We start from the raw sequence: 12693 nt of genomic DNA on the forward strand, positions 1-12693 counted from the left end.
GGCCTCAGCATATAGACCCCGGACACGCCCCCGTTATGCTGACCGCGTCTCTGTGCACGGCGCGCGCGTGCGGCGGCCGGGGACATCCCCCGGGCAGACGCGGGGCAGCCCCGGGACGGCTCCGGCTCTCCCAGCCCCGCCGTCGTCGGTCGCGCGCGCCTCCGACGACGATCACGGAGTCGCCGACGACGATCACGCAGGAGAGGAGGGCCCGTGGTGCCGATCCTTCGCGCCGACGGCTTCTGGGACCCGGTCCCGTTCTCCTGGCCGCTGATGGGTGTGCTGCTGGCGGCGCTGCTGGTGCTGACCGCGGGCTTCGTGCTGTGGACGGCGCTCCAGCCGGACGAGCCGTCCACCGAGGAGAAGGAGCTCGTCGACCGCGCGGTCGAGCGGGACCGCTCCGCGGCGCAGCTCACCCATCGGCGCCTCGACGCCGACTCCGGCCGCACCGACGCCCACCGACCTGATCTGCGCTGATCCGCACTCACCCGCAGTTGCGCACTGACCCGCAGGCGGGCGCGGACCCGCAGCTGAGCTCAGGCGCGCCTGCGCGTCATCGGCGGCGGATCCGGTCCCACCACCGACGCAGCGCGTTCGGCTCGGGCGGGGCGAGCCGCTCGCGCAGCTCCTCCAGCTGAGGCGCGCTGTGGCGCACATGGAAGGCGCCGTCGTGCAGCGCCGGATGCCGGGCGCCCTCGGTGAGCTCCGCGCGAGCGATCTCGACACCGAATCCGAGGCCGACCGCGATCGCGCCGTCGACGTCCATGACGATCTCGAGGGTGTCCGCTCCGATGGCACCGGTCTCCTCGACATCCGCGCACAGGGCGAGGATCGCGTCGTCGAGCTGCTGGGCCCGCCCGGCATCGGCCCGCACCGCGTCCTGCATCGAGACCGCCACCAGGTTCCCTGCGATGTCCACGACCGCGTCGACGACCTCGTGCTCGCCCGTCGGCGCTCCCTGCTCGTGCAGGCGCAGGCGCTGGATGGCCACGCGGAGCGTCCCCTCGGGGGCGAGCGGGAGGAGCAGGTCCTGGAGGATGTCGCAGGCCGGGGAACGTCCGTCCCAGAGGACGGCGCGGCCGTCCTCGCGATCGCCGAGGGTCATACTGCAGATGCTAACGATGCGATGACCAGGCGGGAGAGGCCGTCCGGCCCGGACTTCGCCGCCCGTGCATGGGCTCACCGTCCGGGAAGGACCTCGGCTCAGCGGTCGAGGGCCTCGCGCACGGCGGAGATCTGATCGCGCCATGCGCGCTGCGAGGCCGCACCGGTGCGGACGATCGGGTAGCCGCCGTCCTGGCCGGACTCCTCGTGGTATCCGACGTCGACTCCGGCCTCGAGCAGGCGTCCGCGCAGACCGCGGGCGTCGGCGGCGAGGGGGTCGTCGGCCCCGACGCTCAGGTGGACAGGCGGGAGACCGCGGAGGTCCGCCAGCAGCGGGCTCAGCCGCGGGTCCTCGCGCGGGAATCCTCCGGTGTAGAGCCGCGCCCCGACCCGTCGGCGCTCGTCGACCCGGTCGAGGTCGACGAGGTCGACCCAGGGGGCCGACAGCAGCAGCGCGGCGGGCGTCGGTCCCTGCTGGGCGGCGAGCTCGAGGGCGGCGGCGATCGCGAGGGCCGCCCCGGACTCGTCGCCTGAGAGCACCCAGGCCCCCGACGGCAGCGCGAGCTCGCGCTCCATCTCGGTGATCGCGCCGACGACGTCCTCGAGGGCCTGCGGGAACGGGTGCGAGGGCGGCATCCGGTGGTGGATCATCACGGCCGCGACGCCGGAGCGGCGCGCGACCTCCTCCAGCCAGCCCCAGTGCTCGCGCGTCTCGCCGTGGGTGAAGGCGCCGCCGTGGACGTGGACGATCGTGCCGCGGGAGCGCAGCTCGGGATCGATCCAGGTCACGGGTACGTGCGCGAAGCGCTCCCGGTGCACCCGGTCGGCCGACGCGACCGAGCGCGGGGGGCGGGTGGGTCGCTGGGAGGCGAGGGTCCGCAGGGCGCTCACGATGCCGGTGCTCATGGGCGGCATCCTCCCATGAGCACGGCTCCCGCGTCGGCTCAGCGCCTCAGCTCGTCGTCGACAGCTCGTCGTCGACGAGGCGGGGCTGGGAGGCGCGGAACCCCGCGATCCCCAGCAGGACGCCGGTGCATGCCATCAGCACCAGGATCATCGGGATCGACCCGGTCGCGTCCAGCAGCGCACCGGCGACGATCGGTCCCAGAGCGGCGAGGATGTAGCCGAACGGCTGGACGAAGCCCGACAGCCGGGCGGTGACCTCGACGCTGCGTGCACGGGCGGGGATCAGCGCGATCGCCGTCGGGAAGGCGAAGCCTCCGATGCCCAGCACCGATGCCCAGACGAAGGGGTTCACCTGCGGCAGCCACAGCAGACCGAGGTAGCCGGAGGCGGTGAGCGCGCCGAACAGTGCCGCGATCTGCGGCAGGTGCCGTGATCGGGCGATCACCGTGGGCATCACCAGTCCGCCGACCAGACCCCAGGCGGCGATGCAGGCGACGACGGCGCCGGCGGTCGCGGCGGAGATCCCGGAGGAGGTGAGGATCTGCGGCAGCAGCCCGAACTGGGTGTAGGCGTTCATCGCCTGCAGACCGAACATGAGGGTCAGCACGATCGCCGTCGGCGAGCGCAGCAGGGACCCGGCGGTCTCCGCACTCGGCTCCGCGGGCGGGAAGTCGTGCCCGGTGCGGGTGAGCACGACCGTCCACACGAGCACCGGGATCACGGCGATCATGCCCCAGAACTGCAGGGAGTCCCGCCAGCCGTCGGCTCCCCCGGTCTCGAGGGGGACGGCGAGCAGGCTGCCGAGCGAGCCGCCGATCGAGAGCACCATCGTGTACAGGGTCATCAGCAGCACGATGCGTGCCCGTCCGTGCCGCTTGATCCATGCCGGGACCAGCACGTTCCCGAGCGCGGGGCCCATCAGCGCCAGCACCGACAGCGCGAGGAACGCCCCGAAGGAGCCGACGGCGGGGCGCAGCAGCAGACCCACCGCCACCAGGGCGAAGGAGGCGACCATGGTCCCGGTCAGCCCGAGGCGGCGCGCGACGGGGACGGCGACCGCGCCGAGCACTCCGAAGGCGAGGCAGGGAAGGGCGGTCAGGAGGCCCGAGGCGGTCGCCCCCATCCCGTAGGAGGCGACGACGTCGGCGAGCACGGGACCGAGGGAGGTCGCACCGGGGCGCAGGTTCAGGGCCATCAGGCCGACGGCGAGCACGGCCAGCAGGCCGCCGATGCCGACGGCGCGCGCGGGCGCCGTCTCGGGGATTTCGGCGGGGTCCGTCCCGGGGATCCCGGGGGCGGCGTCGGGCGCGGCGGGCGCGGCGACGACGGGGACGCCGGCAGCGGCGGTGTCGACGACGGGGACGCCGGCAGCGGGGGGGCCGACGGCCGGGCTGTCGACGGGCGGGCTGTCGACGGGCGGGCTGTCGACGGCGCATCGAGCGGATGAGGACGACGACGAGGACGGGGACGGGGCAGAGCGGTCTGCGGGCCAGGGGGAGCTCACTCCTCCTTGCTACACCTTTCCCTCCGGCGGGGCCACCGCCTGCCCGGCATCTCACCCGGCGCCTCCGGATCGCCCCTGCCCGTCGGACCTTGTTATCACTCTGACCTGGTGATTTCGCCCACTCGGGCGTACGGTCGGGCCCATGAAGGCTCTACCTCGGTACTGGGCTCGCCACCAGGGGATCGTCACCACGGCCGACGGCGAGACGCTCGATCTGGTCATGTCCGGCTGCTCCTCGATCTCGCACGAGGATGCGCAGCGGGACGCCGACGAGCGCTTCCGGCGGATCGTCGCCGAGGGCGGCCCCCGGCGCTGGCGAAAGGATCGGGAGTACTACCCCGACCGGCGCCAGCCCGAGGAGCTCCTCGACGAGATCACTGCCGAGGACGGCACCCTCGCGGCGGCGATCACCCGCAACCGCTACGGCGCGGTCGTCCTGAACACCGATGCCGTGCTGATCACCGACATCGATCTTCCCGGTCGGGACAAGGAGCCTCCGCCGACCGGCCAGCACGTCCCCGTGGCGAGCCGGCCCGAGCGGCGCCCGGGCCTGCTGAACCGGCTCTTCAGCGGCGGACATGCGGCAGCGCCCTCGACGATGCCGCGGACCGAGGAGGGCTCGGCCAACATCGGAGGGGAGCTCTTCGGCGGAGCAGTGTTCCGCGGGGACGTCGACGACGGCACTCCCCCGCCCCGGGTCCGCACGAACACGCAGGGCATCCCCGTCGTCGACGACGACGATCCCGACGCCTTCGGCCTGCGCGGCGAGGGCGAGCGCGGAGAGGCCCATGACCGGATCCTCGAACGGCTCGGCCGGTTCGCGTCGGAGCATCCGGAGCTGGGCGTCCGCGTGTACCGCACGCGCAACGGCTTCCGGATGGTGGTCAGCGGATCCGGGCTCAGCCCCGAGAGTCCCGATGCCCAGGCGCTGATGACCGAGGTCGACAGCGACGAGCTGTACGTGCTGCTGTGCCGCGTGCACGACTCCTACCGCGCCCGCCTGACCCCCAAGCCATGGCGCGTGGGCATGCCGCCGTGCCCGGGAGCCGGACCCTGGATGGCGGAGGACCACCACTACCTGCAATGGGTGAAGCGATACATCACCGTCTCGGAGGGCACCGCCGTATGCCGGCTGGTCGAGGCTCACGGCCCGGAGCCCGACCCCCTCGAGCGGCGGATCATCGACCTCCACGACCGCGCCACGCTCGCGGAGTCCGGGCTGCGCCTGGCCTGAGGCGCCGTCCGGCCCGACAGGCGCCCTCCGACCCGACAGGTGCCGTCCGGCCTGACGGCACTGCACCGGCGGGAGTCCGTACGGAGCACTGAGTGATCCGCACCACTCCCCTGAGGGTCACCCCCCACTTAGTTGAACATTCGTCTACCGTGGGCGACCCCAGCAGTCTCCCCGGAAGGACGCTCATGCCCTCCCCCACAGACCAGGCGCTCGCAGCCTCCGCCTCCGCTCCCGCCGCCTCGTCGTCCGCCCGCTCGTCGGCCGCCGGAGGCCCCACCGGCCTGCTGCGCGAGCTCGGAGTGCTCGTCGCCCGCCTCGTGATCGGCGGGATCTTCCTGGCCCACGGATGGCAGAAGATCTTCCAGTGGAGCCTCGGCGGAGTCTCCGAGGCGTTCGCCGGCATGGGCATCCCGATGCCCGGTGTCACCGGCCCGCTGGTCGCCTTCGTCGAGCTGATCGGCGGTGCGCTGCTGATCCTCGGCGCCGCGACGCCACTGGTCGGCGTCGTGCTAGCCGTGGACATGCTGGTCGCGACGCTGCAGGTGCATCTCCCGCAGGGCGTGTTCGTCGACCAGGGCGGCTGGGAGCTCGTCGGCGCGCTCGGCGCCGGTGCGCTCCTCCTCGCCGCCGTCGGCCCGGGCCGGTTCTCCGTCGACGCGCTCCGGCACCGCGGCGGACGCCGCCACCGGCGCGGGCGCGCCTGAGCACTCCGCCCCGCGAGCTGCACGGCCCTCACCTCCGCCGCACCCGCAGCACCCGCAGCATCTGCACCTCCCGCATCACCCCACCATCCGGCACTCCGTGCCACGACGTCCTCTGGAGGGACACATGAAGATCGGCATCATCATCGGCTCGGTCCGCGAGGGACGCATGGGCGAGAGCATCGCCCGCTGGTTCCAGGAGGTCGTCTCCTCCCCCGGCGCCGCCGGCGCAGCGGATGGTGTCGACGTCGAGGTCATCGACCTGAAGTCCTTCGACCTGCCGGTGCTCACCTCGGCGGTCGTGCCCGGTGCCGCGGACCGCCAGTACGACGACGAGCGCGTGCAGCGCTGGTCCGCAGCGATCGACTCCTGCGACGGGTTCGTGTTCGTGACGCCGGAGTACAACCACAGCATCCCGGGCGCCTTCAAGAACGCCTTCGACTCGATCGGTCCCGAGTGGGGGTACAAGGCCGTCGGCTTCATCTCCTACGGGGCCGACAACGGCATCCGCGCCGTCGAGCACTGGCGGTCGATCGTGTCGAACTTCCACATGGTCGACGTGCGCACGCAGCTGAGCCTGTCACTGTTCACCGATCTCGATGCCGACGGCCGTCCGGCGGACGACGAGCGCCGCATCGAGCGCGCCCGGTCCCTGGCCGACGATCTGGTCGCCGCCGTGCGGCGCCTGGCCGTCTCCGCCTGAGCCTCCGCCTGAGCAGCAGGCTCCTCGTGCGGCGGCTCGGTGCGCGCCGGCTCAGTGCGCGGCGGTGGCCTTCTCGGACCCGGCTCCGGTCATGGAGCGGACCTCCATCTCGGCCTGCTTGAGCTCATCGGTCTCCGGCGAGGTGACCGAGCCCAGCCAGCCCAGGAAGAAGCCCAGCGGCACCGAGACGATCGCCGGGTTCGTCAGCGGGAACCAGGCGAAGTCCGCGCCCGGGAACATCGCCGTCTCCGAGCCGGAGACCACGGGCGAGAACAGGATCAGCACGACCGCGCTGATCAGACCGCCGTAGATGCTCCACACGGAGCCTCGGGTGTTGAACCGCTTCCAGTACAGGGAGTACAGGATCGAGGGCAGGTTCGCGCTCGCGGCGATCGCGAAGGCGAGCGAGACCAGGAAGGCGACGTTCTGCTCGGCGGCGAGGATCCCGCCGACGATCGAGATGCCGCCGATCACGAGCGCCGTGCGGCGGGCCACGGCGACCTCCTTCTGCGGATCCGCCTTGCCGTTCTTGATGACTCCGTTGTAGATGTCATGCGCGAACGAGGCCGAGGCCGTGATAGTCAGACCGGCGACCACCGCGAGGATCGTCGCGAAGGCGACCGCCGAGATGATCGCCAGCAGCACGGTGCCGCCGACGGCGTACGCGAGCGCGGGGGCGGCGGCGTTGGAGCCGCCCGGCAGCGTGCCGATCACGTCGACGCCGACCAAGTACGCGGCCGCATACCCGAGCACCAGCGTGCACAGGTAGAAGAAGCCGATCAGGGCGATCGCCCAGACCACCGAGCGCCGGGCCTCCTGGGCGGTGGGCACCGTGTAGAAGCGCATCAGCACGTGGGGCAGGCCAGCGGCGCCGAACACCAGCGCGATCGCGAGCGAGACGAAGCCGAGCTTGGTGGCTCCCGAGGTGCCGTACTGCAGCATCGGCTCGAGGATCGCGGACCCCTCGGGGTGGGCGTCGACGGCGTTGCCGAGCACCTGGGAGAGGTTGAAGCCGTTCTGCGCGAGGATCCACACCGTGGTCACGCCGACGGCGCAGATCAGCAGCACGGCCTTGATGATCTGCACCCAGGTGGTGCCCTTCATGCCGCCGATCAGCACGTACACGATCATGATGACGCCGACGACGGCGATCACGACCGACTGGCCGGCGCGCCCGTCGATGCCGAGCAGCAGCGAGACCAGGGCCCCGGCGCCCGCCATCTGCGCGAGCAGGTAGAAGAACGTGACGGCGAGCGTCGAGGTCGCCGCCGCGGTGCGCACGGGCCGCTGGCGCATCCGGAAGGAGAGCACGTCGGCCATCGTGTACTTGCCGGTGTTGCGCAGCGGCTCGGCGACCAGCAGCAGCGCCACCAGCCAGGCGACGAGGAAGCCGACGGAGTACAGCAGACCGTCGTAGCCGTACAGGGCGACGGCTCCCACGATGCCGAGGAACGAGGCCGCCGAGAGGTAGTCGCCGGCGATGGCGATGCCGTTCTGCCGGCCCGAGAAGGCGCGGCCTCCGTGGTAGAAGTCGCTGGCCTTGGTGGTGGTCCGCGAGACGCGGATGACGACGTACAGCGTCACCACCACGAAGGCCAGGAAGATCGCGATGTTCAGGATCGGGTTGCCGAAGTCCATGTCAGCCCTGCCCCTCGAGCTCGTCGCGGATCTCCGTGGCGACCGGGTCCAGCGACCGGTTCGCGTGGCGGATGTACAGCCAGGTGATCAGGAAGGTCATCAGGAACTGGCTCAGGCCCAGCAGGAGCCCGAGGTTGAGGTTGCCGAGGACCGGGGTGGACATGAAGCCCGTCGCGTAGGTCGACAGCAGCACATAGCCGAGGTACCAGACCAGGAACGCGACGGTCATGGGGAAGGCGAAGCCGCGGAAGCTGCGGCGCAGGCCGATGAAGCGCTCCGAGCGCTGCACGGCGAGGAACTGCTCGAGGGTGGGTTCGGCGGGGGCGGGGGGAGCCCCTTCGACAGCAGGGTCGGGGCCGGGGGATGTCACAGGCACAACTCCTTCGTTCTGCTCATGGCCGCCCGGGCGGCCAGCGGCCCGGACGTGGTGCGAACGCATCAGGAGTGAGCGGAGTCACAAGGGGGTTGTGGACAACGCAGGCGGATCAATGGCGCATCCGGACACGAGCCGGAGCACCGCCTCAGACGTCGACGCGGTAGCCGAGCGCGAGGTCGGCGGCGTTCTGACCGCGGATCCCCCAGTTGACCCGAGGGGTCTCGGTGATCGTGATCTCGAGGCTGTGCGGGGAGATGCCCGCCTTCTCCTCGACGCGCGCGAAGAGCTCCCGGATCAGCCGTCGGCGGGCCTGCTCGCTGCGCCCCTCGAAGATCGAGATCTCGATGATCGTGTAGTCCGCGCCGCGGTCCTCGGGGTGGACGAAGTCCTCGTCGGCGAGCGCCACGAAGCGCTGGAACCGCTTCTCGGGCGGGTAGTCGAGCGCTTCGACGAGAGCCTCCTGGATCGCGTCGGACAGGGCGGGGCGCCGCCGCTCCAGCGGTCCAGCATGTCCGTGCACGGTGATCTGCGCCATGGGATCACGATAGTCGCGACCCGATGCCAGCTCACCTGCCAGCCGCTCGCCCGTCAGCCGCCCTGCCGGTCAGCCGCTGAATCCGCCGCCCGTGCCGGCCATGTCCTTGAACCGGGAGTAGTGGCCCTCGAAGGCGACCGAGATGGTCTTGGTGGCGCCGTTGCGGTGCTTGGCCACGATCAGATCGGCTTCGCCGGCGCGCGCGGACTCCTTCTCGTAGTAGTCCTCGCGGTGGATCAGGACGATGAGGTCGGCGTCCTGCTCGATCGATCCGGACTCGCGCAGGTCGCTCATCATCGGGGTCTTGTCGGTGCGCTGCTCGCTGCCGCGGTTGAGCTGCGAGATCGCGATGACGGGCACCTCGATCTCCTTCGCCAGCAGCTTCAGCGCACGCGAGAACTCCGAGACCTCCTGCTGACGGGACTCGACCTTCTTGCCCGAGCTCATCAGCTGCAGGTAGTCGATGACCACCAGCTTGAGGTCGTGCTTCTGCTTCAGACGCCGGCACTTGGCCCGGATCTCCATCAGCGACATGTTCGCCGAGTCGTCCATGAACAGCGGGGCGTCCGCGATGCGGCTCATCGCGCGGGCCATCGCCTGCCAGTCGCGATCGTCCATGGAGCCGTCGCGCATGCGGTTCATCGGCACCTGCGCCTCCGCGGCGAGCAGGCGCATCGTGATCTCGGTCTTGTCCATCTCGAGGGAGAAGATGACCGCCGCCTTGCCGTTGTGGATCGCCGCGGAGCGCAGCACGTCCATGCCCAGGGTCGTCTTGCCCATGGCGGGGCGCCCCGCGAAGATGATCATCTGACCGCCGTGCAGGCCCTGGGTGAGCTCATCGAACTCCGCGAAGCCCGTGGGGACGCCGGTGACCTGGCCGCCGCGGTTCTGCGTCGCCTCGATCTGGTTGAGGGTCTCGTCGATGACCTCGCCGAGCGGCACGAAGTCCTCGCTCTGGCCGCGCTCGGTCACCGAGTAGATCTGCGCCTGGGCCTCGTTGATGACCTCGTCGACCTCGCCGCCGTCGGCCGCGTAGCCGAGCTGGACGATGCGGGTGCCGGCCTCGACCAGACGCCTCAGCTGGGCTCGCTCGACGACGATCTCCGCGTAGAAGCCGGCGTTCGCGGCCGTGGGGACCATGTCGATGAGGTCCGCGAGGTAGGCCCCGCCGCCCACGCGCTGCAGCTCGCCGCGCTTGGAGAGCTCGTCGGAGACGGTCACGAGGTCAGCGGGCTCACCGCGCCCGTACAGGTCGATGATGGCCTCGAAGATCATCTCGTGCGCGGGCCGGTAGAAGTCGTTGCCGCGGACCGTCTCGACGACGTCGGCGATCGCATCCTTGGAGAGCATCATGCCGCCGAGCACACCGCGCTCGGCATTGAGGTCCTGGGGCGGGGTGCGCTCCAGCCCGCGGTCCGGTCCGGCTTCAAAGGCTTCGTTCGACGTCACCGGAACAGTGTAGGAAGGGATTCCGCGCGGCAGTCCCGACGCCGCCCCGGACTGTGGACAGATGCTCATCTCCCGCGGAGCTCCCAGGGATGGAGAGCGACGCCCCTCCGCCTTCTCCCGCAGGAGATGGAGACCGGGCCACGGGCGAGCAGTGTCCGTCTACCACCGCTCGGGAGCTCTCCGAGCGGCGGTAGAAGGACACTGCTCCCTCTGACATCGGAGCCGGGGCCGAGGGGTCGAGGGCCAGGTGCCGAGGGCGAGTGACCGAGTGCGGGTGACCGAGGGCGGCATATTCATCGCCCGTCCCGATGCCGGAGCCATACGAGCCGGGAACCGCAGGGCCCACCAGCCCCACCATGCCTCGCCAGCACTCTCCCGTGAGCAGTGTCCGTCTACCGCCGTTCACAGAGCATTCAAGCGACGGTAGACGGACACTGCTCCACGCGGGCGACGGGCCACGAGCGACGGGCGAGGGGTGACGGGCGAGGGGTGACGGGCCCGGACGGCGGTGAGGGCGGAGAAAGCGGAGAGGGAGGCCGACTAGGCTCGTCCCGTCCGCCGGAGCGGGCCCGGCCCCATCAGGCCCCATCAGGCCCCATCCGGCCCAGTCCCATCCGGCCCGGCCCCATCCGGCCCAGCCCGTCCGGCCGAGTCCGGTCCCGTCCGCCTCCGAGGAGCACCGTGGTCAAGTACGTCGTCGTCCTGGTGGTGCTCGCACTGCTCCTGCTGCGCCTGCTCAGGGGCCGCTGGGGTGCACGGCTGCTGGGCGTCTCGGAGCGGGTGCTGGACGTCGTCTACATCGTGGCACTGCTGGTCACCGGGGTGATCTCGGTGCTCACGGAGTACTGGGTGCTGCTCGTCGCGGTGGGGATCCTGCTGGTGTGGCGAGTGGTCGAGGAGGTCATCGACCGCGGAAGACGACGAAGCGCTGCACCGCATAGCTGAGCACGAACAGGACCAGGTCCGCGACGACCTTCGCGATGAGGACGGGGACGCCCATCGCCTCGAGCACGTCGATCACGACCATGCCGCCGATGAGCACGACCGCCACCAGCGCGGCGTACTGGAGCAGGGAGCGCAGCAGCGGGGTGCGCCGACCGCCGGTGAAGATGACCCAGCGGTTCACGGAGAAGGTCATCGCCGACGACAGCGCCCGTCCCGCGGCGAGAGCGCCGAGCGTCGGCAGGCCGAGGCCGACGAACAGCATGAACAGCCCGGTGTCGACGACGAAGCAGCCGGCGCTCGAGGCGGCGAAGCCGAGCACCGGCGCCCGTCCGCGCAGAAGGCCCTTGAGCATCGCCCCGAGCCCCTGCACGCGCGGACCGGCCGCCGACCCGTCCAGGGGGACGGTGCGCGGGCTCGAGGTCGCCGTCCAGGGACGTGCCGTCCGGGATCCTGCCGGCTGCTGTGCGGCGTCCTGCTGCGCGAGGTCGCGGGGGCGTGCGAGCGCAGCAGGGGACGGATCCATGGGACACAGCTTCGACCATGAACCTGTGATCGTTCGGCCCTGACCGCGGTCCGAGAGCGCTGCGGGGCACCGGATCCGGGCCCGACGCCCGGGCAGCAGGCCGCGGCGCGCCGGCGTCCCCGCCATCCGGCATCGGAGAGAGCGGGACCGGAGAGGAGATCGTGCAGGTCAGCGGCTCGCAGCCGCCTGTGCGCCACCGTCTGTTCACCTCTCATACACCCACGACAGGGCGGACATAGCAGATGCACAGGATGCACCCGGAGTCTTTCGAGGCACCACGACACCACGAGGAGACCCATCATGCCCGTCGCAGCGCTCTACGCTCTGGACATCGTCGCCGCCCTGGTCCTGACCTTCGGGATCTACTGGCCCCGCCACCGCCGACGCGACCTGGTCGTCGCCTTCCTCGGCATCAACGTCGGCGTCCTGGCCGTATCCGCCCTGCTGACCGGCTCCTCGGTCACGGCGGGTCTCGGGCTCGGCCTGTTCGGCGTGCTCTCGATCATCCGTCTGCGCTCCGACGAGCTGGCTCAGCACGAGATCGCCTATTACTTCGCGATGCTCGCCCTGGGCCTGGTCTCCGGTCTGACGACGGTGCCGTCCTGGACCTCGGTCGCGTTCATCGTCGTGATCGTCGGGACCCTCGCGGTCGTGGACCATCCGAAGCTGCTGGGCATGCACCGGCGTCAGGTGATCGTGGCCGATCGCGCGATCGCCGACGAGGACGCGCTGAAGCAGCACTTCAGCGAGACCCTGGACGCCCGGGTCACGGCCCTGAGCGTCATCAAGCTGGACTTCGTCACCGACACCACCGTCGCCGACGTCCGCTACCGGCTGCGGCCGGCCCGAGAGCGCGCCGCCCGCGCCCGGGCCGCCGCCGAGAAGGCCGACGCCCGCACCCTGCCGCAGCCCGCCGCCGCGCCGAGCACGGCCCATGCCGCCTCCCCCGCCCCCACGGTGCCTGCGGAGTCGGTCCCCGCGACGTCCGTCCCGACCGCTTCCGTCCCGACCACCTCCGTCCCGTCCGCCTCCGCCGCCCCCGTGGCGGACACGATCCCGGCGGTGGCCCGATGAG

14 protein-coding genes are annotated in these 12693 nt (G+C 71.3%); 6 read left to right on the forward strand and 8 right to left on the reverse strand.

Annotated features, from left to right (window positions below):
• Positions 1-213: 213 nt before the first annotated feature.
• Entirely contained in the window at positions 214-477 is a 264-nt protein-coding gene (locus ACZ5AJ_RS12520; protein WP_464135254.1) for a hypothetical protein, read from the forward strand.
• A 76-nt stretch (positions 478-553) separates the two neighbouring features.
• On the opposite strand, the gene ACZ5AJ_RS12525 is transcribed toward ACZ5AJ_RS12520, so the two are convergent.
• The 3 genes from ACZ5AJ_RS12525 to ACZ5AJ_RS12535 form a co-directional block, all read right to left on the reverse strand.
• Positions 554-1105, reverse strand: a complete 552-nt coding sequence (locus ACZ5AJ_RS12525) for a hypothetical protein (RefSeq protein ID WP_464135256.1) — start codon at positions 1103-1105, stop codon at positions 554-556.
• Between the two features lie 98 nt (positions 1106-1203).
• Positions 1204-2010: an alpha/beta hydrolase gene (locus tag ACZ5AJ_RS12530; RefSeq protein WP_464135257.1), complete on the reverse strand. Its 807-nt coding sequence runs from the start codon at positions 2008-2010 to the stop codon at positions 1204-1206.
• A 46-nt stretch (positions 2011-2056) separates the two neighbouring features.
• On the reverse strand, positions 2057-3514 hold the full coding sequence (locus ACZ5AJ_RS12535) for an MFS transporter (protein WP_464135259.1): 1458 nt from the start codon (positions 3512-3514) through the stop codon (positions 2057-2059).
• A gap of 142 nt (positions 3515-3656) precedes the next feature.
• Here ACZ5AJ_RS12535 and ACZ5AJ_RS12540 point away from each other — a divergent pair, with 142 nt between their 5' ends.
• From ACZ5AJ_RS12540 to ACZ5AJ_RS12550, 3 genes are all read left to right on the forward strand, one after another.
• The gene (locus ACZ5AJ_RS12540) at positions 3657-4748 is read left to right on the forward strand and encodes a hypothetical protein (RefSeq protein WP_464135261.1); all 1092 of its coding nucleotides are present in this window, start codon (positions 3657-3659) and stop codon (positions 4746-4748) included.
• Positions 4749-4933: 185 nt separating this feature from the next.
• Positions 4934-5452 carry a DoxX family protein gene (locus ACZ5AJ_RS12545; protein WP_464135262.1) on the forward strand — a complete coding sequence of 173 codons (519 nt, stop codon included), beginning with the start codon at positions 4934-4936 and terminating at the stop codon, positions 5450-5452.
• A gap of 124 nt (positions 5453-5576) precedes the next feature.
• Complete coding sequence (locus ACZ5AJ_RS12550) at positions 5577-6152, forward strand: NADPH-dependent FMN reductase (RefSeq protein WP_464135264.1); 576 nt, start codon at positions 5577-5579, stop codon at positions 6150-6152.
• A 51-nt stretch (positions 6153-6203) separates the two neighbouring features.
• Here ACZ5AJ_RS12550 and ACZ5AJ_RS12555 read toward each other — a convergent pair whose 3' ends face one another.
• The 4 genes from ACZ5AJ_RS12555 to dnaB all read right to left on the reverse strand — a co-directional run bounded on the left by ACZ5AJ_RS12555 (position 6204) and on the right by dnaB (position 10150).
• Positions 6204-7790 (reverse strand): solute symporter family protein, encoded by a 1587-nt coding sequence (locus tag ACZ5AJ_RS12555; RefSeq protein WP_464135266.1) that lies wholly within the window; start codon positions 7788-7790, stop codon positions 6204-6206.
• A 1-nt stretch (position 7791) separates the two neighbouring features.
• A complete protein-coding gene (locus tag ACZ5AJ_RS12560) occupies positions 7792-8160 on the reverse strand; it encodes a DUF485 domain-containing protein (protein WP_464135268.1) in 369 nt (122 codons plus the stop codon).
• Positions 8161-8311: 151 nt separating this feature from the next.
• Entirely contained in the window at positions 8312-8701 is a 390-nt protein-coding gene (locus ACZ5AJ_RS12565; protein ID WP_464135270.1) for a tautomerase family protein, read from the reverse strand.
• Positions 8702-8770: 69 nt separating this feature from the next.
• Positions 8771-10150, reverse strand: a complete 1380-nt coding sequence (dnaB, locus tag ACZ5AJ_RS12570) for a replicative DNA helicase (protein ID WP_464135271.1) — start codon at positions 10148-10150, stop codon at positions 8771-8773.
• A gap of 681 nt (positions 10151-10831) precedes the next feature.
• Between dnaB and ACZ5AJ_RS12575 the strand changes: the two genes are divergently transcribed.
• On the forward strand, positions 10832-11095 hold the full coding sequence (locus ACZ5AJ_RS12575) for a hypothetical protein (protein WP_464135273.1): 264 nt from the start codon (positions 10832-10834) through the stop codon (positions 11093-11095).
• Here ACZ5AJ_RS12575 and ACZ5AJ_RS12580 read toward each other — a convergent pair.
• A complete protein-coding gene (locus ACZ5AJ_RS12580; RefSeq protein ID WP_464135274.1) occupies positions 11052-11618 on the reverse strand; it encodes a GtrA family protein in 567 nt (188 codons plus the stop codon). The two genes, ACZ5AJ_RS12575 and ACZ5AJ_RS12580, sit on opposite strands and share 44 nt — an antisense overlap.
• A gap of 300 nt (positions 11619-11918) precedes the next feature.
• Here ACZ5AJ_RS12580 and ACZ5AJ_RS12585 point away from each other — a divergent pair, with 300 nt between their 5' ends.
• Positions 11919-12692 (forward strand): DUF4956 domain-containing protein, encoded by a 774-nt coding sequence (locus tag ACZ5AJ_RS12585; protein WP_464135276.1) that lies wholly within the window; start codon positions 11919-11921, stop codon positions 12690-12692.
• Position 12693 lies beyond the last annotated feature (1 nt).

The organism is Brachybacterium zhongshanense (genome assembly GCF_055385755.1).

Excerpts from the sequence above, each read along its gene's own strand:
- ACZ5AJ_RS12525 (WP_464135256.1), bottom strand. The coding sequence starts at position 1,105 with ATGACCCTCGGCGATCGCGAGGACGGCCGCGCCGTCCTCTGGGACGGA.
- ACZ5AJ_RS12530 (WP_464135257.1), bottom strand. The coding sequence starts at position 2,010 with ATGAGCACCGGCATCGTGAGCGCCCTGCGGACCCTCGCCTCCCAGCGA.
- ACZ5AJ_RS12540 (WP_464135261.1), top strand. The coding sequence starts at position 3,657 with ATGAAGGCTCTACCTCGGTACTGGGCTCGCCACCAGGGGATCGTCACC.
- ACZ5AJ_RS12545 (WP_464135262.1), top strand. The coding sequence starts at position 4,934 with ATGCCCTCCCCCACAGACCAGGCGCTCGCAGCCTCCGCCTCCGCTCCC.
- ACZ5AJ_RS12550 (WP_464135264.1), top strand. The coding sequence starts at position 5,577 with ATGAAGATCGGCATCATCATCGGCTCGGTCCGCGAGGGACGCATGGGC.
- ACZ5AJ_RS12555 (WP_464135266.1), bottom strand. The coding sequence starts at position 7,790 with ATGGACTTCGGCAACCCGATCCTGAACATCGCGATCTTCCTGGCCTTC.
- ACZ5AJ_RS12565 (WP_464135270.1), bottom strand. The coding sequence starts at position 8,701 with ATGGCGCAGATCACCGTGCACGGACATGCTGGACCGCTGGAGCGGCGG.
- ACZ5AJ_RS12580 (WP_464135274.1), bottom strand. The coding sequence starts at position 11,618 with ATGGATCCGTCCCCTGCTGCGCTCGCACGCCCCCGCGACCTCGCGCAG.
- ACZ5AJ_RS12585 (WP_464135276.1), top strand. The coding sequence starts at position 11,919 with ATGCCCGTCGCAGCGCTCTACGCTCTGGACATCGTCGCCGCCCTGGTC.